Here is a 22,892-nt window from a genome sequence, read left to right on the forward strand (position 1 = left end):
TCAGTGTACCGGGCCAGCGGCGCGGATCCGGATCGCGGCGTCGCGCGCCAGCTGATCCACGCGCTCGTTGTCCGGGTCGCCGGAATGGCCCTTGACCCAGCGCCAGTCAATGGTGTGCTTGAGCGTGGCCGCGTGCAGGCGCTCCCACAACTCCCGGTTCTTGACCGGCGAGCCGCCGGCGGTCTTCCAGTTCTTACGGATCCAGCCGGGCATCCACTCGGTCAGGCCCTGGCGCACGTACTGCGAATCGGTGAACAGCACGATGTTGCACGGCTCGGTGAGCGCTTCCAGCCCCGAGATGGCCGCCATCAGCTCCATGCGGTTGTTGGTGGTATGCGCTTCACCACCGCTCAGTTCGCGCTCGTGCGCGTTGTAGCGCAGCAACGCCGCCCAGCCGCCGGGGCCGGGATTGCCGAGGCAGGAACCGTCGGTGTGGATTTCTATCGTCTTCATTCCATTCCAGATCAGGTGGCCACGGTCCCGTGCCAGCGTGGCGCGGCCACGGGCGTCGGTCCCGGCAAGGCCAGAGTGCGTTTTTCAGCGGTGAACAGACAGGCAGCCCGCAGCGGGGCCAGGTCGCGCCGCGCCGGCGAGCGGTCACGCCACATCGGGCCGAGGTACTGCAGGTCTTCGCAGCTCAGGCCGGCCTGCGTGAGGGTGTGGCGCAGCCGCTGCGGGCTGCGCACGACCAGCCCGTGATGGCGCCACTGGCGGCGGTACGGGCTGAACGGGTTGAGCGTGGAAAGCCACAGGCGGCCACCCGGCATCAGGACACGGGCGCAGTCGGCGATCAACGCCTCGGCATCCCGCGCGGTGACATGCTGCAGGACGATCGCGTTGACGCTCTCATCCGGCAGCGGCAACGGCAGCCCGCAGTGCACGTCCCCGGCGTAGGCCGCGCCGTCCCGGAACAGGCGCAGGCCACGGCCGGGCAGTTCCACACTCCCCAACCAGCCAGGCGTCGGTGCCAGCCACAGCCAGGGGTTCACCGGACGCTCGGCGAGGAGGGTGCGCAACCGCTCGGATTCCAGACGGCACAACGCTTGTGCCGGTTCAGTATCAAACCAGGATGCGATTGTCGCTTGACGGGGGCTCGGCACGAGGGGCATGGTCCAATTCTATGCGACTGACCGCCCTACCCGCGTTTGCGGACAATTACATCTGGGCGCTGGTCGCCGACGACGGCCGCGCCGTGGTCATCGACCCCGGCCAGGCCGACCCCGTCCTGGCCGCCGCAGCGCAGCAGGGATGGGCCCCGCACAGCATTCTGCTGACCCATCACCACGACGACCACATCGGCGGCGTCGCCGAACTTCAGGCCCGTTTTCCGGCGGTGGAGGTCTATGCACCGGCGGAACCGCGCATCGAGGTCCCGGCCCATCGGGTCGCCGAAGGTGAATGCGTTCAGGCATTGGGGCTGGGGTTCCACGTAGTATCCGTGCCCGGGCACACCCGGAGCCATGTCGCGTTTCACACCGCTGAACACCTTTTCAGTGGCGATGCGTTGTTCAGCCTGGGCTGTGGGCGCATGTTCGAAGGTACGCCTCCCCAGCTTCTGGCATCCCTGCGGAAGCTGGCGTCCCTGCCAGCGCAACTGATGGTCTGTTGCGCCCACGAGTACACCCTGTCCAATGCCGTCTTCGCGCGGCATGTAGACCCCACCAACGCTGCGTTGTCGCAGCGCCATGAGGAGGCCTTGGCCATGCGCCGCGATGACCTGCCAACGCTGCCGGTTTCACTGGCAAGCGAGCTGGAATGCAACCCGTTCCTGCGTACGAACACCCCCGCCATCCAGGCGGCCGTCAGCGCCCATCTTGGGCGTCCCGTCACCGATGAAGTCGATGTTGTCGCAGGGCTGCGACACTGGAAAGACGGATTTCGAACATGAGTCGGCGATTGTTGCCGCTCGCGCTTGGCCTGGCGATCGCCGTGGCCGGCAGCGCGGGCGCCCAGTCGTTGACCGCCGGCATGTCGCAGAACGTGGCCGGCCTGTCCTCCCTCCCCCTGACCGCTGCGGCGCTGCCGCCGGCCTCGGTGCGCAACGGGCAGGACATCTTCGCCAGCTTCCGCGATGGCCTGGCCGAACCCACCTGCGACGCCGAGGCGACCAGCCCGCGTTGGCAGAAGCAGTTCGCGCATGCCCCCTCGCGGTTGGCCAACCAGGATGATGATGCGCTGGTGCTGTTCGGCTATGTGGTCGAAGAGCTGCGCAAGTCCGACCTGCCAACCGAATTCGCGCTGATTCCCTTCGTGGAAAGCGGTTACCGGCCCAACGCCCGCAATGGCGGCGGCCCGGCCGGCCTGTGGCAGTTCATCGCCACTACCGCCAAGAACCACCGCGTGCAGATGACCCCGGGCTACGACGGTCGCCTCTCGGCAGTGGATTCCACCCAGGCCGCGGTACGGTACCTCAAGACCCTGCACGGCATGTTCGGCGGCGACTGGCGTTTGGCGACGATGGCCTACAACGCCGGCGAGTACCGGGTGCTGCAGTCGCTGCGCAAGGCGGGCATGAATGCGCAGAACGCGCGGCCGGCCGAGTTGCCGGGGCTGTCGCCGGTCACCTATGCCTATGTCGAGAAGCTGCATGCGCTGGCCTGCGTGCTGGAAGACGCAGAAACCGAGCCGGCGGTGATGGCCTCGCTGGATCGCACCGTGCCCGTGCTCAAGGGCCACACCCTGCCGGCCGGCACCAGCGTCCAGCAGTGGGCCCAGCAGCGCGATCTGGACCCGGCGCGGATCGCCCGCCTCAACCCGGCCCTGGCCAGCGGCAAAGGCCGCCCGTCCGGCCAGGTGACGGTTCTGGCCCCAACCGCGCACGCGCCGGTGGATGCCAGCGCCAGCGTGGCCGCCATTGCGATGGCTCCCAGCGCACCGGCGGACACCACGGCGGCCCGCACGACCCCTGCGCCGGCAGCCACCCGTACCGTCGCCAGCGCGGATCGCCCGCGCAGCCGCCGGCATACCGTGCGCGACGGCGAGTCGCCCTGGACCATCGCCCGCCGTTACGGGATGCCCCTGAAGGCCCTGCTGTCGCTCAATGGGCTCAGCGGGAGCAGTGTGCTCAAGCCCGGTGCGGTGCTGCGCGTCGAAGACTGAGCGCGCGGATCGCATCGCGGGTGATGACACTGCCCGGTCCTGCCGGGCAGCGTCGTTTTCAACAAAAAGCCCGGCATTGCCGGGCTTTTTGCTGTGCGGCAGACGCCGACCCGGTTAGAGGTTGGCTTCTTCGGTCTGCACCTTGAAGTGCTTGCGCATCGCGTCGACGTAGGCCTTGGCGGCGGCCATGCCGTCGATCTGGCTCAGCTGCTCCTTGAGCTGCTGCTGCTGGGCGGGATCCACTTCGGCCACGTTGCCCGGGGTGACCTTGGTCACCGCGTAGATCACGTAGCGGCCCTGCACGGCAACCTTGCCGTAGCTCGGCTTGCCTTCGGCCGGCAGCGGCGCGCTGAACACGGCGCGGTTGATCTCCGGGGTCGGCACCGGCTGGGTACGCGGCAGGCCCGGCAGCGGGCTGATCTGCAGCTTGTCACTGGTCGCCAGCGCCTGCAGGGTCTGCCCGGCCTTCAGCTTGGCCAGCACGGCGTCCACGGCCTTCTCCGAGGCTTGGCGGGTGCGGTCGGCATGGATCGCGGCGATCACCTGCTCACGGGCCTTGGCCAGCGGCAGCGCCTGCTCCGGGCTGTGCTCGGTCACGCGGATCATCACGTTGTGGTTCGGGCCCAGTTCGATCGGGTCGCTCACCGTGCCATCCTGGGTCAGGATGTCGGAGAACGCCGCGCGCAGCACGGCCGGATTGGCGGCGATGCCGCTGGCGGTGGCGTGCGTGAACGGACCGATCGTCTGCACCGGCAGGCTCATGTCCTTGGCCGGGCCTTCCAGCGAGGTCGGGTTCTTGTACACCAGATCGACCAGACGGCCACTCAGCTCGGTGAACACGCGGTCGGTATCGGCCTTGAGCTGCTCGGCGGCCAGCTGGTCACGAACCTCGTCGAACGAACGGCCTTCGCCGCCCTTGGTCTCACGCAGCTTGAGCACGTGGAAACCGAAGTCGGTCTTGACCGGCCCGGTGACCTCGCCCGCCTTCATGGCGAACAGGGCATCTTCGAACGGCTTCACCATCGCGCCGCGTTCCACCCAGCCCAGGTCGCCGCCGGTGTCCTTGGAACCCGGATCTTCGGAGTTGGCCTTGGCCAGTGCGGCGAAATCGGCGCCCGGTGCCTTGGCTTGCGCAGCCAGGCGCGTGGCCTTTTCTTCAGCGGCCTTGAGCTTGGCCGGATCGCTGCCGTCGGCGCTGATCAGGATGTGCGAGGCCAGACGCTGTTCCGGCGTCGCGAAGCGTGCCTTCTCATCTTCATAGCGCTTGCGCAGGGTGGCTTCGTCTGCCGCCGCCGGCGCCGGCAGGTTCGCGCCGTTGATCTCGACGTACTCCAGCGACACGGTTTCCGGCTGGCGGAAATCCTTGGCGTGGCTGTCGTACCACTGCTTGATCTGCGCGTCGGTCACTTCGGCGGTATCGGCCGGGGTTTCCGGCAGCGCGGCCAGTTCGACATCACGGGTTTCGCCCAGCAGCTTCATCAGGCGCTCGGCTTCGCTCTGGGTGGTGAACCCGGAACGCTGCAGGGCCGACGGAATGATCGACTGCTGGATGCTCTCGCGCACCAGCGCTTCGAACTGCGTCGGGGTGCGCGGGGGATTACCGCTGGCCAGCGCGATGCGGTAGTTGTCCTGGTTGAACTTGCCGTCCGCATCCAGGAAGGCCGGGATCGAGGCGATGTACTCGCGCACGGCACCATCGCCGATCACGATGCCGGACTGTTCGCCGGCCAGGCGCACGACCTGCTCATCGATCAGCTGATCGAGCACGGCCAGTTTGCTTTCGGTGCTTTCGAACTGGCGCGGATCGAAATCCTCGCCCTGTTCCTGGCGTGCCTGCTGGCGCGCCTGTTCGAAGCGCACGCGGAAATCGTTGGAGCTGATCTCATGGTGCTGCCACAGGAACGAGACCGGCCACCACGACGGGGCGGACTTCCACCAGGTCGGCGGGGCGGCCACTTTGGCCACGTTCTGCGAGCCGACGCCACCGAGGTAGCTGGAGTCGATCACGAACAGGAACGGAATCATCAGCAGCCCCAGGATCACGGTAACGATCCAGCCCGAGGTCTTGTCGCGAAGTTTCTGCAGCATGGGAAAAATCAAGGCCTGATTGGCGAGCCCTGCAGTGTAACCCGCTTCTCGGCAGGCTCCAAAAGTGCCCGCGGCCGCCCCTGCGCGCGATCCGCCCGCTGCCACACCCGCTGACCGTGGCGGACGACGGGCGTGCGCCGCCTCGTCGATCGACATGCTGAATTGAAAACAAAAAAAAAGCCCTTGGTTTTCACCAAGGGCTTTTCAAAGATTGGCGGAGCGGACGGGACTTGAACCCGCGACCTCCGGCGTGACAGGCCAGCATTCTAACCAGCTGAACTACCGCTCCGCACTTGAACTTTGCAGGCGCTCATTCTATCCGAAGATATTCAGATTGCCCACCCCGAAATACTGCTTTTTTCGAGGTTTTTTTAAAACTGGCGGAGCGGACGGGACTTGAACCCGCGACCTCCGGCGTGACAGGCCAGCATTCTAACCAGCTGAACTACCGCTCCGCACTAAACCGCTTTTGTTTCCACCGCGACCTGCGTCGCTGGAGAAAACAAGGCCCCCGATCGCTCAGGGGCCCTATTGAAACTGGCGGAGCGGACGGGACTTGAACCCGCGACCTCCGGCGTGACAGGCCAGCATTCTAACCAGCTGAACTACCGCTCCACATTTCAAAACTTTTACTGGCAGTGCCTGGTGGGTGCTGAGGGTTTCGAACCCCCGACCCTCTCCGTGTAAAGGAGACGCTCTACCGCTGAGCTAAGCACCCCAGCAAGCCGCTTAGTTTACGGCATCCTTCAGGGCTTTGCCAGCCTTGAACGACGGATTCTTCGACGCAGCGATCTTGATGGTGTCGCCGGTCTTCGGGTTGCGGCCGGTACGGGCAGCGCGGTCGCGGACCTGGAACGTGCCGAAGCCCACCAGCGTCACCGCGTCACCGCCCTTCAGGGCCTTGGTGACGGAAGCGATGACGGCATCAACGGCGCGGCTGGACTCGGCCTTGGTCAGGTCGGCGGCTTCAGCAACGGCGTCGATCAATTCGGTCTTGTTCATTCTCTACAGCTCCTTTGGCGGGGATTCCGCGGATTCAACATTGAGACACCCGAGGACGATACGCCGCCGGATGCCAGTGAAGTTCTCAGTTCGCCGAATTCAGCATTACGCTGACTTGCGAGTGGTGCTTTTATACCAGTGCCCCCCTACCCGCGCAAGCTGAAAAGCCAATAACGACGCGGGTTTCGGGCATTTCCACAGCACGCGTCAGTGCTTGACGCGCGTCGTGGAAGCTGTCTTGGACTTGCCACGTACCGTGACACGCTGCCCATCTTTCTTCGGCTTCGGTGCAGTCAGTGGCGTCTCCAGGGCCAGGTCGAGCACCTCCTCGATCCACTTCACCGGCACGATCTTCAGATCGCGGGTGACATTGGCGGGGATATCGGCCAGATCCTTGCGGTTCTCCTCGGGGATGATGACCGTGGTGATCCCGCCACGGAGCGCCGCCAGCAGCTTCTCCTTCAGGCCGCCGATGGCCGTGACGCGGCCACGCAGGGTGATCTCGCCGGTCATCGCCACTTCGGCCCGGATCGGCACCTTGGTGAGCGTGGACACCAGCGAGGTCACCATCGCGATACCCGCGCTGGGGCCATCCTTGGGCGTGGCACCATCGGGCACATGGACGTGCACGTCGTGCTTCTGCAGGAACTCGTTGTCGATGCCCAGCCGCTCGGCGCGCGAACGCACCACCGACAGCGCCGCCGAGGCCGATTCCTTCATCACGTTGCCCAGCTGGCCGGTCAGGATCAGCTGGCCCTTGCCCGGCACCAGGGTGGATTCGATCTGCAGCAGATCGCCGCCCACTTCGGTCCAGGCCAGGCCGGTGACCAGGCCCACTTCGTTCTGCTCTTCGGCCCGGCCGAAATCGACCCGGCGCACGCCCAGGTACTTGTCCAGGTTCTTGCCGTTGACCACCACCAGCGCCTTCTTCTTTGCGCTGGCCTTCTTGCCGGCCTTGGCCGGTTTGGCGGCCTTGGCCGGTGCCACCGGGCCGGCGAGCGCGATCTCCTTGACCACCTTGCGGCAGATCTTGGCGACTTCGCGCTCGAGGTTGCGCACGCCGGACTCGCGCGTGTAATAGCGCACGATGTCCTGGATCGCGTCCGCCTCGATCTCCAGCTCTTCCGGCTTCAGGCCGTTGGCCTTGATCTGCTTGGGCACCAGGTAGCGCATGGCGATGTTGAGCTTCTCATCCTCGGTGTAACCGGGGATGCGGATCACTTCCATGCGGTCCAGCAGCGGGCCGGGGATGTTGAGCGAGTTGGAGGTCGCCACGAACATCACTTCGGACAGGTCCAGGTCCACTTCCAGGTAGTGATCGTTGAAGGCGTTGTTCTGCTCCGGATCGAGCACTTCCAGCAGCGCCGACGACGGATCGCCACGGAAGTCCATCGACATCTTGTCGATCTCATCGAGCACGAACAGCGGGTTCTTGCTGCCGACCTTGTTGAGGTTCTGCACGATGCGGCCCGGCATGGAGCCAACGTAGGTACGACGGTGCCCGCGGATCTCGGCCTCGTCGCGCACGCCGCCCAGGCTCATGCGCACGAACTTGCGGTTGGTCGCCTTGGCGATGGACTGGCCCAGCGAGGTCTTGCCCACGCCGGGCGGACCGACCAGGCACAGGATCGGGCCCTTCATCTGCTTCACGCGTGACTGCACCGCCAGGTATTCCAGGATGCGGTCCTTGACCTTGTCCAGACCGAAGTGATCGGCATCCAGCGTGTCCTGCGCGGCCTTGAGGTCCTTGCGGACCTTGCTGCGCTTCTTCCACGGCACGCCCAGCAGCCAATCCAGGTAGTTGCGCACGACCGCGGCTTCGGCCGACATCGGCGACATCTGCTTGAGCTTGTTGAGCTCGGCCTTGGCCTTGGTCTCCACCGGCTTGGGCATGCCCGCCTCGGCGATCTTGCGGGCCAGCTCGTCCATCTCGCCGGGCGCGTCGTCCAGGTCACCCAGTTCTTTCTGGATGGCCTTCATCTGCTCGTTGAGGTAGTACTCGCGCTGGCTCTTTTCCATCTGCGACTTCACGCGGCCACGGATGCGCTTTTCCATCTGCTGCACGTCGATCTCGCCATCGACCAGGCCGACCAGCATTTCCAGGCGGTCGCCGATCTGCAGCGTTTCCAGCAGGCGCTGCTTGTCGGCCAGGCGCACGCTGATGTGCGCGGCGATGGTGTCGGCCAGGCGCGCGGGTTCATCGATGCCGGCCAGGGTCTGCAGCAGCTCCGGCGGCAGCTTGCGGTTGGTTTTGACGTACTGCTCGAACAGCGACATCAGCGAACGGGCGATCGCCTCGATCTCGCGCGGCTCGCGCGATTCGTCCGATTCGATTTCCATGCCCACGCCGTGCAGCGCGCCGTCGCGCTCGGTCACGTCGGTGACGTTGACGCGCGACAGGCCTTCGACCAGCACCTTGATCGTGCCATCGGGCAGCTTCAGCAGCTGCAGGACCTGGGCGAGCGTGCCGACCTGGTACAGATCGGCGGCGGACGGATCATCCGTCTCGGCGGACTTCTGCGCGAGCAGCAGGATGCGCTTGTCCGCTTCCATCGCCTGCTCCAGCGCATGCATGGACTTGTCACGGCCGACGAACAGCGGAATGACCATGTGCGGGAACACCACCACGTCACGCAGCGGCAGTACCGGCAGGTCGAGAGTCTCAGTTGGGGAACGGGCCATGTGGGCTCCAGTGGAACAGTGGGGATGGCCTCCGGGCGCCTCGCCCGGATACAAAAAAAGCCGATGGCCTCGTTATGGGGCCATCGGCTTCTAGATGCAAGCTGTTCTGAAAAAATTCTTTCAATTCAATTACTTGAACTGATTATTCAGCACCAGCCGCCTTCTGTTCAGGCGCCGGTGGCGTCTGGTAGATCAGGTACGGTTCGGACTTGTGTTCGATCACCGATTCGTCCACCACCACCTTGCTGACGTTCTCTGCCGAGGGCAGGTCATACATGGTGTCCAGCAGGACCGATTCGACGATCGTACGCAGGCCGCGGGCACCGGTCTTGCGCTTGAGCGCCTTGCGGGCAATGGCGGCCAGTGCGTCCGGACGGAACTCCAGCTCGACGTGCTCCATCTCGAACAGCTTCTTGAACTGCTTGGTGATGGCGTTCTTCGGCTCGGTCAGGATGCGCACCAGGGCGGCCTCGTCCAGCTCTTCCAGGGTCGCCACGACCGGCAGGCGGCCGACGAACTCCGGAATCAGGCCGAACTTGATCAGATCTTCCGGCTCGACTTCGGCCAGGATCTTGCCCACTTCCTGCTTGCGCTCGGAACTCTTCACCTTGGCACCGAAGCCGATGCCGCCCGAATCGTTGGAACGCTGCTGGATCACCTTGTCCAGGCCGGCAAACGCGCCGCCACAGATGAACAGGATGTTCTTGGTGTCCACCTGCAGGAATTCCTGCTGCGGGTGCTTGCGACCGCCCTGCGGCGGCACGCTGGCCACGGTGCCTTCGATCAGCTTCAACAGGGCCTGCTGGACGCCTTCGCCGGACACATCGCGGGTGATCGACGGGTTCTCGCTCTTGCGCGAGATCTTGTCGATTTCATCGATGTAGACGATGCCCTGCTGTGCCTTCTCGACGTCGTAGTCGCACTTCTGCAGCAGCTTCTGGATGATGTTCTCCACGTCCTCGCCCACGTAACCGGCTTCGGTCAGCGTGGTGGCGTCGGCCATGGTGAACGGCACGTTGAGCAGGCGGGCCAGGGTTTCGGCCAGCAGCGTCTTGCCCGAACCGGTCGGACCGACCAGCAGGATGTTCGACTTCGCCAGTTCGACCTCGTCGTTCTTCTGGCGGCTCTCGATGCGCTTGTAGTGGTTGTATACGGCCACGGCCAGGGTCCGCTTGGCGCGGTTCTGCCCGATCACGTACTGGTCCAGGACCTCGAGGATCTCGCGCGGCTTGGGCAGCGAACTGCGGGCCGACTGCGCCTTCTCCTCCAGCTCCTCACGGATGATGTCGTTGCACAGCTCGACGCATTCATCGCAGATGAACACGCTCGGACCCGCAATCAGCTTGCGCACCTCATGCTGGCTCTTTCCACAGAAAGAGCAGTAGAGGATCTTGCCGGTGTCCGTGGAACGACCTTGGCGGTCTTCGCTCATGCTTCGCTTACCCAGTTACCCCACCCGACTGAACGGGGGTTCGATTCGAGAATAGCACAAGGTCAGGAGGACGCCAGTCCTGCCCGACCCGGTGGAAACAAGCCGGTTTCCCGGCCTGGCACAACCTTACGCCGGCTGGATCGACTCTTCCGGACGACGCTCCAGGACCTGATCGACCAGGCCGTAGGCCACCGCATCGACCGCGCTCTTGAAGTTGTCACGCTCGGTATCCCGGGCGATGGTCTCCAGCGACTGGCCGGTGTGCTTGGCCAGCACTTCGTTCAGGCGCGAACGCAGGGTCAGGATTTCACGGGCATGGATGTCGATGTCCGTGGCCTGGCCCTGGAAGCCGCCCAGCGGCTGGTGGATCATCACGCGCGAATTCGGCAGCGCATAGCGCTTGCCGGCTGCGCCGGACGCCAACAGCAGGGCGCCCATCGAGGCGGCCTGGCCGACGCAGATGGTGCTCACGTCCGGCTTGATGTACTGCATGGTGTCGTAGATCGCCATGCCGGCGGTGACCACGCCACCGGGCGAGTTGATGTAGATGCTGATGTCCTTTTCCGGGTTGTCCGCTTCCAGGAACAGCAGCTGCGCCACCACCACGTTGGCCATGTGATCGTCGATCGGGCCCACGAGGAAGATCAGACGCTCTTTCAACAAGCGCGAATAGATGTCATAGGCGCGCTCGCCGCGGCTGGTCTGTTCGACCACCATCGGAACCATGTTCAGGGCTGTGGTTCGGTTGTCCATTAGTGAGGCACCTATTTTGGGGGGAACGACCCCGCGCCGGGGCGCGGGGCGTAAAACGCGGGCCGCTTACTGGCGGATCGCGTCCTGGAACGACAGCTTCTCCTCGGTGTGCTGGGCGCGCTCGGCGATCCAGTCGATCACCTGCTCTTCCATCACACGATTCTGCAGCCCACTCATCAGCTGGGGGTCGTTGCGGTACATCTCAATGACCTGCTCCGGCTCTTCATAGGTCGACGCGATCAGGCGCATGGTTTCATTCAGGCGCTTCGGGTCCAGGCGCAGGTCGTTCTTGCGGGCCACTTCACCAACCAGCAGGCCGACCAGCACGCGCTTGGCGGCCGCTTCCTTGAAGCCTTCATGGGCATCGGCCGGGACGTCGCCCGGGTTGCGGCCGCTGCGGCGGATCTGCTCGAGCTGCTGATCCAGCATGGCGCGGGCTTCGTTCTCGACCAGGCGCGGCGGCATTTCCACCGAGGCGTAGGCGGCGATCAGCTGCTCGCCGACTTCGCGGCGCAGGCGGTTCATCAGGGCACCCTTGAGCTCACGCTCCAGGTTGGCGCGGATGTCCTTGCGGAACTGCTCCACGTCGCCGCCCTTCACGCCGAAGCTCTTGATGAACTCGGCATCGACCTCCGGCAGCACCGGCGCGGACACGTCCACCGCCTTGACGGTGACCTTGACCTGCTTGCCGGCCAGCGCGGGCACGCGCCAATCGGCCGGGAACTCGACGTCCAGGGTCTTTTCTTCACCGGCGGTCAGACCGACCAGGCCCTGTTCGATCTGCTCGAACATCATGCCCTGGCCCACGATCACGCTGCCCTTTTCGGTGCCTTCGGCCGGCAGGCGCTCATCGCCGGCCTGCGACCAGGTTTCCAGGGCGACCAGATCGCCGTCCTGGGCGCCACGGGTGACCGGGCTCCAGCTGCGGCGCTGTTCGCGCAGGTTGGTGATCATCTGATCGATGTCGGCGTCGTTGATCTCGGCGGTGTGGCGGACCACGGTCAGCTTGCTGACGTCCACGTCGCCGAAGTCCGGCACCAGCTCGACGGTGGCCACGAAGGACAGCTCGCCCTCGCCCTTGTCGATGCGCGGGGTGCCGGCGATGCGCAGCTCGTGCTCGCGCAGGGCGGCATCGAAGGTCTCACGCAGCAGGCCGTCGACGGCTTCGCTGCGGACCTGCTGGCCGAAACGCTGCTCGATCACCTTGGCCGGCACCTTGCCCGGGCGGAAGCCCTTGATGCGCGTGGTGCGGGCGATTTCGCCCAGACGGCCGCTGATGTGCGTCTGCAGACGGTCTTCCGGCAGCGAGAAGGTCAGGCGGCGTTCCAGATTGCCAGTGGATTCGATCGAAGCTTGCATGTTGACTCCTGCCACCGGCGGCATGGGCCCCGGCACGATGTGATGGATGAAACGGGTTTTGGACGCGGGGTCGTGGACGCGCATGCCCGCCGCAGCCCTGTAGTTTCGCCGATAAACGCCAGCGCCGCCAGCGCGGGCCGAGAACGCCCGGGGGCCGCCAGGGCCCAGCATGTGGCCGTCTCCCCGATCGGGGACGTGCCCATGGTCATGGTGCGGGCGAAAATGCCCTGCACTGGTGCGAAAGGGGGGACTCGAACCCCCACGCCTTGCGGCACTGGAACCTAAATCCAGGGCGTCTACCAATTCCGCCACTTTCGCGAGTCTGAACACTCAGGCGCGCATTGTTGCAGGCCCGCGCCCAAAGCTGAAGCGCTTTGACAAGAAAAAAGCCGCCTGGCGGACCAGGCGGCTTTCGTCTTGGTGGGCTGTCAAGGATTCGAACCTTGGACCTATTGATTAAGAGTCAACTGCTCTACCAACTGAGCTAACAGCCCGAAAATCGGGAGGCGAATTATGCAGGGTTTCCTGCGCGCGACGCAAGCGTTTTATTTAAATGGATGGCGAATGGCGTCCGTAGACGCTCAACTACTACACCGTTCAACGCGATGTCTCAAAACAAGAAAAAAGCCACCGGGCGGACCCGATGGCTTCTGTCTTGGTGGGCTGTCAAGGATTCGAACCTTGGACCTATTGATTAAGAGTCAACTGCTCTACCAACTGAGCTAACAGCCCTGAAAACTCAAGCGCACATTGTAGCGTGTGTGCTGCCTTTTGCAACCCTGATTCACTTTCGGTGAACCAGTCTGAATCAGTGGGGTGGCTGAGGGGACTCGAACCCCCGACCACCGGAATCACAATCCGGAACTCTAACCAACTGAGCTACAGCCACCACTGAAAACCTTGTTCCTACCGCTTGCACCGAATGGCGCGCCCGACAGGAATCGAACCTGTAACCGCCGGCTTAGAAGGCCGGTGCTCTATCCAGTTGAGCTACGGGCGCTCGATCCGGATTGTCGCATTCCAATCCCGATTTGAGCAGCGGGCTTGGTCGGGGTAGAGGGATTCGAACCCCCGACATCCTGCTCCCAAAGCAGGCGCGCTACCAGACTGCGCTATACCCCGGCGGTTTGTTTCCCTCCGGGGTTCCCCCCGAAAGAGCCGCCTATTGTGGGAATCGACAGGGCATCTGTCAACGGTTTTCACACATCAATTCACATGTCGTCATGGCCGATGGCCGCTTCCGCTATGCTCGGGTCAGCGGCCGGATGGCCGAACCCCTACCCCATCAAGGAGATTGGCAATGCGCAGCGGCAATCCCGCACTTTCCGAGTCGACCTTCCTCGACCTGGCCAGCGGCTCGGTCGTGGCCCGCCCCGACCAGGCGATGACCATCAACGGCACCGTCAACAAGACCGGCATTCTGCTGCTGCTCACTGTGCTGACGGCCGCGTTCGCGTGGAGCCAGTCAGTCGATGCGAACGGCCTCCCCACCTCCAGCGCCATGCTCTACACGCTCGTTGGCGCGATCGGCGGCCTGGTGCTGGCCCTGGTGACCGTGTTCAAGAAGGAATGGTCGCCGGTCACTGCACCGATGTATGCGCTGGTCGAAGGCCTGTTCCTGGGTGCGATTTCGGCGATGTTCAACGCCAAGTTCCCCGGCATCGTGATGCAGGCCGTGATGCTGACCTTCGGCACGATGTTCGTGATGCTGGCGGTGTACCGCAGCGGCCTGATCAAGGTCACCGAGAACTTCAAGCTGGGTGTGGTGGCGGCAACCGGCGGCATCGCGCTGCTGTACCTGGCCTCGTTCGTGCTGAGCTTCTTCAACATCAACATTCCGATGATCCACGAGGGCGGCTGGATGGGGATCGCTTTCAGCCTGTTCGTGGTGGTGGTGGCCGCGTTGAACCTGGTGCTGGATTTCGACTTCATCGAAACCGGCGCCGAGGCACGCGCACCGAAGTTCATGGAGTGGTACGGCGCGTTCGGCCTGATGGTCACGCTGGTGTGGCTGTACGTGGAATTCCTGCGCCTGCTGTCCAAGATCCAGCAGCGCTGAGCCACACGCTCACTGCACGATGACGAAGGCGCCGCAAGGCGCCTTTTTCATGTCCCCACCCCCTGCCGAATGAGGCGCCAGGCAACAAAAAAGCGGGACGCCGAAGCGCCCCGCTTTCTGGACAACCGACCCGCGCGCTTACAGGCGGCTGGCGATGGCCTGGGCAAAGCCCATGGTGTTGCCGGTGCCGCCCAGATCGCCGGTCAGCGAATCCTTGGCTTCCAGCGTGGCCACGATGGCCTTGCGCAGGCGCTCGGCGTTCTCGACCTGGCCGACGTGGTCCAGCATCTGTGCAGCGGCCAGCAGCAGCGCGCACGGATTGGCCTTGCCCTGCCCGGCGATGTCCGGCGCGGTGCCGTGCACGGCTTCGAAGATCGCCGCGTTCTCACCGATGTTGGCACCCGGGGCCAGGCCCAGGCCGCCGACCAGACCGGCGCACAGGTCGGAGATGATGTCGCCGAACAGGTTGGTGGTCACGATCACGTCGAACTGTTCCGGACGCATCACCAGCTGCATGCAGCAGTTGTCGACGATCATTTCCTGGAACTCGATGTCCGGGTACTTGGCCGCCACTTCACGCGCCACGGCCAGGAACAGGCCCGAGGTCGATTTGATGATGTTGGCCTTGTGCACGGCGGTGACCTTCTTGCGGCCGGTGCTGCGGGCCAGCTCGAAGGCGTAGCGCACGATTCGCTCGGAACCCTTGCGGGTGATGCGGGTGCCGGAGAAGGCGGTCTCGCCATCGGCCGACACTTCCTGGCCTTCGGCCAGGTAGGCGCCTTCGGTGTTCTCACGGACGGTGATCAGGTCCACGCCGTCGCCGAAACGCGACTTGGTGTTCGGGAAGGACACCGCCGGACGCACGTTGGCGTACAGGTCGAAGTGGCGACGCAGGCTGACGTTGATCGAGGTGAAGCCACCACCGACCGGCGTGGTCAGCGGGCTCTTCAGCGCGATCTTGTTGCGTGCGATCGACTCCAGCGTGGAGGCCGGCATCAGATCGCCGTGCTTTTCCAGCGCGACCAGGCCCGCGTCGGCGTCTTCGTATTCAAAGCCGGTGTCCAGCTTGCCGAGCACGAACAGGGTAGCGTCCATGATCTCCGGGCCGATGCCGTCACCGCGGATGACCGTGATTTTCTGCGTCATTGATGTGTATTCCGAACCGAGGGGGAGCGCCATCCGTGAGGTGCGCAAAGCGCGGGCGCAAGGGAAGTTTCATCGGCAATTATGCCTTACCCGCCCGATGGACCCCAAATAGGCCATTGGTCCAAGGCGGGTAAGGCAGAATTGCCCGCGCATACCTCCTCTACCCCGCGCCGTTGGCGCGCCCCTGCAAACCGCGAAGCGGTTTGCCCGCGCATTCCTCCTCTACCCCGCGCCTGTCGGCGCGCCCCTTCAACAGAAGGGGCTTTCCTCCAGAGGCATTGCTATCCGGGTTGCTGAACGGGGTCTCGCACCTGAACGGTGCGCCACCGGGGGGCGACGCCATTGCCGGGGTGCCGGAGCAGCCGACCAACGGTCGGCGCCTACCGCGGCGGGGCCATCACGGCCCCGGGCTCAATGCTCGTGAACGGCCGGCGCATCGGCGCCGCCTTCGAGCTGGTCCAGGAAGTCCACCGCGCGGCGCAGGTGCGGGATCACGATCGAGCCGCCGACCACCAGGCCGACCGAGAAGGTCTCGAAGAACTCCTCGCGGGTCACGCCGGCGTCCTTGCACTGGGCCACGTGGTAGCTGATGCAGTCATCGCAGCGCAGCACCATCGAGGCGACCAGGCCCAGCAGTTCCTTGGTCTTCACATCCAGCGCGCCGGCCTGGTAGGTCTGGGTGTCCAGCGCGAAGAAGCGACGCACGACCTGGTTGGGTTCACCCAGGATGCGCTGGTTCATGCGCTGGCGGAACTCGGTGAATTCGGCGATGCGGTCCTTGCTGCCGTCGTCGGCCGCGCTCATGCCGGGTCCTGCCCGGCCAGCAGCGGCTCCAGCTTGCCTGCACGGTGCAGCGCCATCATGTCGTCGTAGCCACCCACATGGACCTCGCCCACGAAGATCTGCGGCACGCTGGTGCGGCGGGTCTTGGCCATCATTTTATCGCGCTCGACCGGGTCCAGATCGATCCGGACCTCGGTCCAGTCGCGGCCCTTGCTCTTCAGGAAGTTCTTGGCGGCCACGCAGTACGGGCACACCGCGGTCGAGTAGATGGTGATGGCGGGTGCGCCACCGGGGGTGGAAACAGCATCTTGGCTCACGGGAAACTCCACAGCGGAACGTTGGTCTGTATATGGTAGCGGTCCGCTGGATTTTCCACGTCACCACCGCAACACTGTGGTTTAACTGCAGGTTGTACTGGCCCTGTCACGCTGTCGTCCGTCTTCCCCCCAGGAGCTCCGTTTGCGCCCCTTGCTGCTCTCTGCCGCGTTGACCCTGGCCTTGGCCGTGCCGCTGGCCGGGGCCCAGGAAAGCAAGCTGCCAGACATCGGCTCCTCGGCCGGCGAGCTGCTGACCCCGGCCCGGCAGGCCGAGTACGGCGGGATGATGCTGCGCGAACTGCGCAATTACGGCTATCTGCTCGATGACCCGCTGGTCGATGACTGGCTGCAGACCATGGGCGCCCGGCTGGGCTCCAACAGTGCCCAGCCGCGCCAGTCCTACACGTTCTTCATGCTCAAGGACCGGCAGATCAACGCCTTTGCCACCCTCGGCGGCTATATCGGGGTCAACGCGGGCCTGGTGCTGACCGCCGAGCGCGAGGACGAAGTGGCCGCGGTGCTGTCCCACGAAATCGCCCACGTCACCCAGCAGCACGTGCTGCGCGGTGTCGAACGTGCCCAGCGCGACCAGATCCCGATCCTGCTCGGCATGCTCGCCGCGATCGTGGCCGCGCAGCAGGCCGGCGGCAATTCCTCCGGTGATGCCACCATGGCCGCGATCACCTCGGGCATGGGCCTGATGCAGCAGCGCCAGATCAATTACACCCGCTCCAACGAATCCGAGGCCGACCGCCTGGGCATCCGCACCCTGGCCCGCAGCGGCTACGACGTGGATGCCATGGCCGGCTTCTTCGAGCGCATGTCGGCCTCGATGCGGGGCAACCAGGGCGGTTACAGCGTCCCGGATTTCCTGCAGACCCATCCGGTCACCACCACCCGCATCAGCGAGGCCAAGGCCCGCGCCGAGCAGATGAAGAAGGACACGGTGCTGCTCACCACCGAGGTGCCCGGCGGGGTTCGCCAGGAGCGGGTGAACCCGTCCGACCCGGCGTTGTCCGATCCGCTGGTGCGACGGAGCAACCCCTTGCTGCCGGCCTCGATGCAGATTTCGGTCAACGCGCTCAGCCGCGGCAGCACCGGCCAGTTCGAGTGGGCGCGTGAGCGCCTGCGCGTGCTCAGTGCCGATACCCCTGGCGATGTCATCCGGGAATACGAAAGCCTGCAACGCGCGCAGAAGAACGGGTTGACCGAGCCGCAACGCTACGGGCTGGCCCTGGGCCGGCTGCGCAACAGTGCGGCCGCGCAGGCCACCCGCGATCTGGCCGAGATGCTGCGCGACCACCCGGACAACGTCTGGGTGGCGCTGGCATTGGGCGAGGCGGAGTCGCGCAGCGGCCAGCCGGTGCAGGCCAACGCCCGGTTCGAAACCCTGATGCGCCAGCACCCCGGCAGCCGCCCGGTCGCGTTGACCTATGCGGCCATCCTCAATGAACAGGGCGGGCGCGAGGCCGGCCAGCGCGCGCAGGCGATGCTGCGCCCGATGCTGTCGCAAAGCGGCAATGATCCGGTCTTCCAGCAGCGCTTCGCCCGCGCCAGTGAACTGGCTGGCGACACCACCCGGGCCAGCGAGGCCTATGCCGAAGCCGCGTACCTCAGTGGCCGCCCGGAGCAGGCGCTGATCCAGCTGCAGGCCTTGAAGCGGCAGCCGAACCTGGATTATGTCGGCCGTGCCCGGGTCGATGCCCGGATCGAGAGCATCACCCCCACGGTGCTGGAAATGCGCCGGCAGGGAATCGACGACCCCGAGCTGGACCGCCGCTGAGGGGCGCCCGGATGACGGTGGGATGGCGGCCCACGACGGTAACGGCCACCTCGTCACAAACCTGTCATGAAACCGTAGTCTACTGAGCTCAATCCCGATCTGATGAGCAATACGGTGGGCACGTGCAGAAACGCATCCTGATCGTCGATGACGAACCCGCGATCCGCGAGATGGTCGCCTTTGCCCTGCGCAAGGGCGACTACGATCCGATCCATGCCGGCGACGCGCGCGAGGCGCAGACCGCCATCGCCGATCGCGTCCCGGACCTGATCCTGCTGGACTGGATGCTCCCGGGCACCAGCGGCCTGGAGCTGGCCCGGCGCTGGCGCAAAGAAGCCCTCACCCGCGAGGTGCCGATCATCATGCTGACTGCACGCGGGGAAGAGAACGACCGTGTCGGTGGCCTGGAAGCCGGTGTCGACGACTACGTGGTCAAGCCGTTCTCGGCGCGCGAACTGTTGGCCCGCATCCGTGCGGTCATGCGCCGCGCCCGCGACGATGACGAAGATGGCAGCGTCGCGGTCGGTACGATCCGCATCGATGGCGCCGCACACCGCGTCTTCGCTGGCGACCAGCCGGTGCCGATCGGCCCGACCGAGTACCGCCTGCTGCATTTCTTCATGACCCACCCTGAGCGCGTGTACACCCGTGCCCAGTTGCTGGATCACGTGTGGGGCGGCAGCGTGTATGTGGAGGAGCGCACTATCGATGTGCACATCCGCCGCCTGCGCAAGACGCTGGAGCCGTTCGCCGCGGAGAACATGGTGCAGACCGTGCGCGGCGCCGGTTACCGGTTCTCCACCTCCACCTGAGTCTCGTCGGGCCGGTCCCGGGCGCGCATGCCTGGTTCCGGCCACTCCTGCTATAACCTTGGATCGAGTCCGAGGACCGCACTTTCTGCGAGACCGCAATGCCCCGCCACATCCGTTCTGCCTGGTTGAAAACGCTGGCCACCCTCGCCGCCCTGCTGCTCGCGGCCGGCTTGCTGGGCCTGGCAGCCGGCCATGTGTGGATGTGCATCGCACTGGCCTCGATCGGTGCACTGGCCTGGCATTACTGGCGGCTGCGCCGGGTGCTGCGTGGCCTCACCGCGCGCCATCGCTGGGACATGGGTGACGGCACCGGTGTATGGAACGAGCTGGACCGCCTGCTCTACCGCAACCAGTGGGAAATGCGCACGCGCAAGCGGCGCCTGCTGGACATGCTGCGCAGTTATCGCGCTGCTGCGGCCGCGCTGCCGGATGCGGTGGTGGTGGTCGACCGCAACAGCCAGCGCGTGCAGTGGTTCAACGAAGCGGCGACCTCGCTGCTCGGGCTGCACCACCCGGGCGACCTGGGCGAAGCGCTGGTTGAACGCCTGCAGCCGATGCCGCTGGCGCACTGGCTGGCCGGGGGCCGCAATGCCGAACCGATCCTGGATGTACCCTCCCCGGTCGATCCGGCGATCCGCCTCAACCTGCGCCTGATTCCCTACTCGCCGGACTACTGGCTGCTGATCGCGCGTGACGTCAGCAAGCTGCTGCGACTGGAACAGGTGCGCCGCGACTTCGTCGCCAACGTCTCGCATGAACTGCGCACGCCGCTGACCGTGGTGCACGGCTACCTGGACATGATGGATCCGGAGGATTTCCCCGGCACCGGCCCGATGCTGGAGGAGATGCGCAAGCAATCCCAGCGCATGGCGCAGCTGGTCGAAGACCTGCTCACCCTGTCGCGGCTGGAATCGCAGGAGCACACCGAAGCCGAAGCCGTGGCGATGACGCCGATGCTGGCCACGCTGCGCCGCGAGGCCGAAGCGCACAGCCAGGGCCGTCACCAGATCAGCATCATCGATACCGCCGGTGTGGATCTGCAGGGCTCCAACAAGGAACTGCACAGTGCGTTCTCCAACCTGGTCACCAACGCGGTGCGCTACACCCCGGCCGGTGGCCGCGTGGAAGTGGCGTTCGCGCGCGAAGGCGATGGCGTGGTGCTGTCGGTACGCGATACCGGTTACGGCATTCCGGCCAACCATCTGCCGCGCCTGACCGAACGGTTCTACCGCGTCTCCAGCAGCCGCTCGCGCGAAAGCGGCGGCACCGGGCTGGGGCTGTCGATCGTCAAACATATTCTCGGCCTGCACCATGCCCGCCTGGAGATCCAGAGCGAGGTCGGCAAAGGCAGCACGTTCTCCTGCCATTTCGATGCCGACCAGGTGCGTGCGCGCAACGAGGTCGTCTCCCTTCCTTCTTCTGAAGACTTTTCCGCATGAGCACTCCTGTTCCCGTCGCCGTGCCTGTGGACGGCGATCCGCTGCGCGATCCGGCGCTGTACATCAACCGCGAGCTGTCGCAGCTGGATTTCAACTTCCGCGTACTGGCCCAGGCCATGGACCCGCAGGTGCCGCTGCTGGAGCGCCTGCGCTTCATGTGCATCTCCTGCACCAACCTGGATGAATTCTTCGAGATCCGCGCGGCCGCGGTGCGCCATGCGCAGGAATTCGGCCTGCCGCCCGCGCCGGACGGCATGACCCCGCAGGCGATCCTCAATGCCATCCATGACCGTGCCGCGCAGTTGGTCGACCAGCAGTACCGCTGCTGGAACGAGACCCTGCGCCCGGCACTGCATGACGCCGGCATCGACGTGCTCGGCCGGCACTCCTGGAACCATCGCCAGAAGCGCTGGCTGCGGGCGTATTTCCGCAACGAGATCATGCCGGTGCTGTCCCCGCTTGGCCTGGATCCGTCGCACCCGTTCCCGAAGATCCTCAACAAATCGCTGAACATCGTGGTGGTGCTCAAGGGCACCGATGCGTTCGGTCGCGCGGGGCATCTGGCGATCGTGCGTGCACCGCGTTCACTGCCGCGCATCATCCAGCTGCCGGAAAAACTCGGCGGCCCGCAGACCTTCGTGTTCCTGTCCTCGGTGCTGTCCACCTTCGTCGATGAGATGTTCCCGGGCATGGAAGTCCAGGGCGCGTATCAGTTCCGCGTGACCCGCAATTCCGAGCTGGTGGTGGACGAGGAAGAAGTCGAGAACCTGGCGCTTGCCCTGCGCGATGAGCTGGTCGACCGTGGCTACCGCCCGGCCGTACGGCTGGAGATCGCGCAGGATTGCCCGCGCGACATCGTCCGCACCCTGCTGCAGAACTTCGGGCTGACCGAGAACGCGGTCTACCGCATCGACGGCCCGGTCAACCTCAACCGCGTGGTCCAGCTGTATGACGTGATCCAGCGGCCGGACCTGAAGTACCCGTCGCTGAGCCCGCGCGTCCTGCGCGACAGCGATGGCATCTTCGAGATCGTCGCGCGCCGGGACGTGCTGCTGCACCATCCCTTCGATGCGTTCACCGCCGTGCTGGATGTGATCAAGCAGGCGGCGGTCGACCCGAATGTGCTGGCGATCAAACAGACCCTGTACCGCACCGGCAAGGATTCGCTGATCGTCGATGCGCTGATCCAGGCCGCACGCAACGGCAAGGACGTGACCGTCGTGGTCGAGCTGCGCGCGCGCTTCGATGAGGAAGCCAACCTCGGCCTGGCCGACCGCCTGCAGGAAGCCGGCGTGCAGGTCGTCTACGGTGTGGTCGGTTTCAAGACCCACGCCAAGATGCTGCTGATCGTGCGCCGCGAAGGCCGCAAGCTGCGCCGCTACGTGCACCTGGGCACCGGCAACTATCACAGCGGTACCGCGCGGGCCTACACCGACCTGAGCCTGATCACCGCCGATGCGGACATCGGCAACGATGTGCACCTGCTGTTCCAGCAGCTGTCCGGGCTGGCCCCGCGGATGAAGCTCAAGCGCCTGCTGCAGTCGCCCTTCACCCTGCACCCGGGCCTGCTGCAACGGATCGAGCGCGAAACGCGCCTGGCCGCCAGTGGCCGCCCCGGGCGGATCATCGCCAAGATGAACGCCCTCAACGAACCCCAGATGATCCGGGCCCTGTACGCGGCCTCACAGGCGGGCGTACAGATCGACCTGATCGTACGCGGCGCCTGCACGCTGCGACCCGGCGTGCCCGGCGTGTCGGACACCATCCGGGTGCGCTCGATCGTGGGCCGCTTCCTGGAACACAGCCGGGTCTACTGGTTCGGCAATGACGGGGCCTCGGAGCTATTCTGCGCCAGCGCGGACTGGCTGGAGCGCAACCTGCTGCGCCGGGTCGAGACCTGTTTCCCGATCCTGGACCCGGAACTGGCGCGCAAGGTCTACCGCGACGTGCTGCAGAACTACCTGGACGACAACCTCAACGCCTGGGAACTGCAGGCCGACGGCAGCTACATCAAGTGCACGCCCGGCCACGACGAGCCGCCGCACGCGGCGCAGATGGCCCTGCTGCAGGGTCTGTAGCCTGCGACCCCGCGTCGCATCCCCTGTGAAGGCGGTGCGGTGACGCGGGGCCCCTGCCTT

18 protein-coding genes and 10 tRNA genes are annotated in these 22,892 nt (G+C 65.3%); 7 read left to right on the plus strand and 21 right to left on the minus strand.

Annotation, left to right across the window (positions count from 1 at the left end; all coding sequences use genetic code 11):
• Entirely contained in the window at positions 1 to 453 is a 453-nt protein-coding gene (rnhA, locus tag AC1DIQ_RS17080; RefSeq protein WP_121042991.1) for a ribonuclease HI, read from the minus strand.
• An 11-nt stretch (positions 454 to 464) separates the two neighbouring features.
• Positions 465 to 1,109 (minus strand): methyltransferase domain-containing protein, encoded by a 645-nt coding sequence (locus AC1DIQ_RS17085; protein ID WP_478050482.1) that lies wholly within the window; start codon positions 1,107 to 1,109, stop codon positions 465 to 467.
• 11 nt (positions 1,110 to 1,120) lie between these two features.
• Here AC1DIQ_RS17085 and gloB point away from each other — a divergent pair, with 11 nt between their 5' ends.
• Both gloB and AC1DIQ_RS17095 read left to right on the plus strand, forming a co-directional pair.
• Complete coding sequence (gene gloB / locus AC1DIQ_RS17090; RefSeq protein ID WP_478050483.1) at positions 1,121 to 1,888, plus strand: hydroxyacylglutathione hydrolase; 768 nt, start codon at positions 1,121 to 1,123, stop codon at positions 1,886 to 1,888.
• Positions 1,885 to 3,099, plus strand: a complete 1,215-nt coding sequence (locus tag AC1DIQ_RS17095; RefSeq protein ID WP_458233620.1) for a lytic transglycosylase domain-containing protein — start codon at positions 1,885 to 1,887, stop codon at positions 3,097 to 3,099. The genes gloB and AC1DIQ_RS17095 overlap by 4 nt, the downstream gene beginning before the upstream one ends.
• 114 nt (positions 3,100 to 3,213) lie before the next feature.
• On the opposite strand, the gene AC1DIQ_RS17100 is transcribed toward AC1DIQ_RS17095, so the two are convergent.
• From AC1DIQ_RS17100 to AC1DIQ_RS17175, 16 genes are all read right to left on the minus strand, one after another.
• The gene (locus AC1DIQ_RS17100; protein ID WP_478050484.1) at positions 3,214 to 5,187 is read right to left on the minus strand and encodes a peptidyl-prolyl cis-trans isomerase; all 1,974 of its coding nucleotides are present in this window, start codon (positions 5,185 to 5,187) and stop codon (positions 3,214 to 3,216) included.
• 212 nt (positions 5,188 to 5,399) lie between these two features.
• A tRNA-Asp gene (locus AC1DIQ_RS17105) sits at positions 5,400 to 5,476 on the minus strand.
• Positions 5,477 to 5,565: 89 nt separating this feature from the next.
• Positions 5,566 to 5,642 (minus strand) — tRNA-Asp (locus AC1DIQ_RS17110).
• A gap of 83 nt (positions 5,643 to 5,725) precedes the next feature.
• Positions 5,726 to 5,802 (minus strand) — tRNA-Asp (locus AC1DIQ_RS17115).
• Positions 5,803 to 5,830: 28 nt separating this feature from the next.
• A tRNA-Val gene (locus AC1DIQ_RS17120) sits at positions 5,831 to 5,905 on the minus strand.
• 11 nt (positions 5,906 to 5,916) lie between these two features.
• Complete coding sequence (locus AC1DIQ_RS17125; RefSeq protein ID WP_019185801.1) at positions 5,917 to 6,189, minus strand: HU family DNA-binding protein; 273 nt, start codon at positions 6,187 to 6,189, stop codon at positions 5,917 to 5,919.
• Between the two features lie 207 nt (positions 6,190 to 6,396).
• Positions 6,397 to 8,871 (minus strand): endopeptidase La, encoded by a 2,475-nt coding sequence (lon, locus tag AC1DIQ_RS17130; RefSeq protein ID WP_121042981.1) that lies wholly within the window; start codon positions 8,869 to 8,871, stop codon positions 6,397 to 6,399.
• Between the two features lie 142 nt (positions 8,872 to 9,013).
• The gene (gene clpX / locus AC1DIQ_RS17135; RefSeq protein WP_019185803.1) at positions 9,014 to 10,303 is read right to left on the minus strand and encodes an ATP-dependent Clp protease ATP-binding subunit ClpX; all 1,290 of its coding nucleotides are present in this window, start codon (positions 10,301 to 10,303) and stop codon (positions 9,014 to 9,016) included.
• 126 nt (positions 10,304 to 10,429) lie between these two features.
• Complete coding sequence (clpP, locus tag AC1DIQ_RS17140; RefSeq protein ID WP_121042979.1) at positions 10,430 to 11,056, minus strand: ATP-dependent Clp endopeptidase proteolytic subunit ClpP; 627 nt, start codon at positions 11,054 to 11,056, stop codon at positions 10,430 to 10,432.
• Positions 11,057 to 11,122: 66 nt separating this feature from the next.
• Positions 11,123 to 12,415, minus strand: coding sequence for a trigger factor (gene tig / locus AC1DIQ_RS17145; RefSeq protein ID WP_121042977.1), 1,293 nt, complete (start codon positions 12,413 to 12,415; stop codon positions 11,123 to 11,125).
• 233 nt (positions 12,416 to 12,648) lie between these two features.
• Positions 12,649 to 12,733: transfer RNA gene (locus AC1DIQ_RS17150), tRNA-Leu, on the minus strand.
• A gap of 100 nt (positions 12,734 to 12,833) precedes the next feature.
• Positions 12,834 to 12,909, minus strand: a tRNA-Lys gene (locus AC1DIQ_RS17155).
• 162 nt (positions 12,910 to 13,071) lie between these two features.
• Positions 13,072 to 13,147: transfer RNA gene (locus AC1DIQ_RS17160), tRNA-Lys, on the minus strand.
• An 80-nt stretch (positions 13,148 to 13,227) separates the two neighbouring features.
• Positions 13,228 to 13,304: transfer RNA gene (locus AC1DIQ_RS17165), tRNA-His, on the minus strand.
• Between the two features lie 34 nt (positions 13,305 to 13,338).
• A tRNA-Arg gene (locus tag AC1DIQ_RS17170) sits at positions 13,339 to 13,415 on the minus strand.
• 45 nt (positions 13,416 to 13,460) lie between these two features.
• Positions 13,461 to 13,537: transfer RNA gene (locus tag AC1DIQ_RS17175), tRNA-Pro, on the minus strand.
• Positions 13,538 to 13,715: 178 nt separating this feature from the next.
• On the opposite strand from AC1DIQ_RS17175, the gene AC1DIQ_RS17180 reads away from it, so the two are divergent.
• The gene (locus tag AC1DIQ_RS17180; protein ID WP_346472731.1) at positions 13,716 to 14,474 is read left to right on the plus strand and encodes a Bax inhibitor-1/YccA family protein; all 759 of its coding nucleotides are present in this window, start codon (positions 13,716 to 13,718) and stop codon (positions 14,472 to 14,474) included.
• Between the two features lie 138 nt (positions 14,475 to 14,612).
• Here the strand turns inward: AC1DIQ_RS17180 and AC1DIQ_RS17185 are convergent, their stop codons facing one another.
• From AC1DIQ_RS17185 to grxC, 3 genes are all read right to left on the minus strand, one after another.
• Positions 14,613 to 15,620: an isocitrate dehydrogenase gene (locus AC1DIQ_RS17185; protein WP_121042973.1), complete on the minus strand. Its 1,008-nt coding sequence runs from the start codon at positions 15,618 to 15,620 to the stop codon at positions 14,613 to 14,615.
• Between the two features lie 411 nt (positions 15,621 to 16,031).
• Positions 16,032 to 16,424, minus strand: a complete 393-nt coding sequence (locus AC1DIQ_RS17190) for a carboxymuconolactone decarboxylase family protein (RefSeq protein WP_256776270.1) — start codon at positions 16,422 to 16,424, stop codon at positions 16,032 to 16,034.
• Positions 16,421 to 16,720 (minus strand): glutaredoxin 3, encoded by a 300-nt coding sequence (gene grxC, locus AC1DIQ_RS17195; RefSeq protein ID WP_121042971.1) that lies wholly within the window; start codon positions 16,718 to 16,720, stop codon positions 16,421 to 16,423. Before grxC ends, AC1DIQ_RS17190 begins: the two co-directional genes overlap by 4 nt.
• Positions 16,721 to 16,862: 142 nt before the next feature.
• On the opposite strand from grxC, the gene AC1DIQ_RS17200 reads away from it, so the two are divergent.
• The 4 genes from AC1DIQ_RS17200 (at position 16,863) to ppk1 (ending at position 22,832) form a co-directional block, all read left to right on the plus strand.
• A complete protein-coding gene (locus tag AC1DIQ_RS17200; protein ID WP_121042969.1) occupies positions 16,863 to 18,503 on the plus strand; it encodes a M48 family metalloprotease in 1,641 nt (546 codons plus the stop codon).
• A 122-nt stretch (positions 18,504 to 18,625) separates the two neighbouring features.
• Positions 18,626 to 19,315: a phosphate regulon transcriptional regulator PhoB gene (gene phoB / locus AC1DIQ_RS17205; protein WP_121042967.1), complete on the plus strand. Its 690-nt coding sequence runs from the start codon at positions 18,626 to 18,628 to the stop codon at positions 19,313 to 19,315.
• A gap of 98 nt (positions 19,316 to 19,413) precedes the next feature.
• The gene (gene phoR / locus AC1DIQ_RS17210; protein WP_282260377.1) at positions 19,414 to 20,754 is read left to right on the plus strand and encodes a phosphate regulon sensor histidine kinase PhoR; all 1,341 of its coding nucleotides are present in this window, start codon (positions 19,414 to 19,416) and stop codon (positions 20,752 to 20,754) included.
• Positions 20,751 to 22,832 carry a polyphosphate kinase 1 gene (gene ppk1, locus AC1DIQ_RS17215; protein ID WP_121042963.1) on the plus strand — a complete coding sequence of 694 codons (2,082 nt, stop codon included), beginning with the start codon at positions 20,751 to 20,753 and terminating at the stop codon, positions 22,830 to 22,832. The genes phoR and ppk1 overlap by 4 nt, the downstream gene beginning before the upstream one ends.
• Positions 22,833 to 22,892 lie beyond the last annotated feature (60 nt).

It is taken from the genome of Stenotrophomonas sp. 05L413 (assembly GCF_056397945.1).

What these genes read in the sequence shown, in the direction of transcription:
- gloB (WP_478050483.1), top strand. Translation starts at nt 1,121, where the DNA reads ATGCGACTGACCGCCCTACCCGCGTTTGCGGACAATTACATCTGGGCG.
- tig (WP_121042977.1), bottom strand. Translation starts at nt 12,415, where the DNA reads ATGCAAGCTTCGATCGAATCCACTGGCAATCTGGAACGCCGCCTGACC.
- AC1DIQ_RS17125 (WP_019185801.1), bottom strand. Translation starts at nt 6,189, where the DNA reads ATGAACAAGACCGAATTGATCGACGCCGTTGCTGAAGCCGCCGACCTG.
- ppk1 (WP_121042963.1), top strand. Translation starts at nt 20,751, where the DNA reads ATGAGCACTCCTGTTCCCGTCGCCGTGCCTGTGGACGGCGATCCGCTG.
- AC1DIQ_RS17100 (WP_478050484.1), bottom strand. Translation starts at nt 5,187, where the DNA reads ATGCTGCAGAAACTTCGCGACAAGACCTCGGGCTGGATCGTTACCGTG.
- clpX (WP_019185803.1), bottom strand. Translation starts at nt 10,303, where the DNA reads ATGAGCGAAGACCGCCAAGGTCGTTCCACGGACACCGGCAAGATCCTC.
- AC1DIQ_RS17180 (WP_346472731.1), top strand. Translation starts at nt 13,716, where the DNA reads ATGCGCAGCGGCAATCCCGCACTTTCCGAGTCGACCTTCCTCGACCTG.
- rnhA (WP_121042991.1), bottom strand. Translation starts at nt 453, where the DNA reads ATGAAGACGATAGAAATCCACACCGACGGTTCCTGCCTCGGCAATCCC.
- lon (WP_121042981.1), bottom strand. Translation starts at nt 8,871, where the DNA reads ATGGCCCGTTCCCCAACTGAGACTCTCGACCTGCCGGTACTGCCGCTG.
- clpP (WP_121042979.1), bottom strand. Translation starts at nt 11,056, where the DNA reads ATGGACAACCGAACCACAGCCCTGAACATGGTTCCGATGGTGGTCGAA.
- AC1DIQ_RS17190 (WP_256776270.1), bottom strand. Translation starts at nt 16,424, where the DNA reads ATGAGCGCGGCCGACGACGGCAGCAAGGACCGCATCGCCGAATTCACC.
- AC1DIQ_RS17185 (WP_121042973.1), bottom strand. Translation starts at nt 15,620, where the DNA reads ATGACGCAGAAAATCACGGTCATCCGCGGTGACGGCATCGGCCCGGAG.
- AC1DIQ_RS17085 (WP_478050482.1), bottom strand. Translation starts at nt 1,109, where the DNA reads ATGCCCCTCGTGCCGAGCCCCCGTCAAGCGACAATCGCATCCTGGTTT.
- AC1DIQ_RS17095 (WP_458233620.1), top strand. Translation starts at nt 1,885, where the DNA reads ATGAGTCGGCGATTGTTGCCGCTCGCGCTTGGCCTGGCGATCGCCGTG.
- phoR (WP_282260377.1), top strand. Translation starts at nt 19,414, where the DNA reads ATGCCCCGCCACATCCGTTCTGCCTGGTTGAAAACGCTGGCCACCCTC.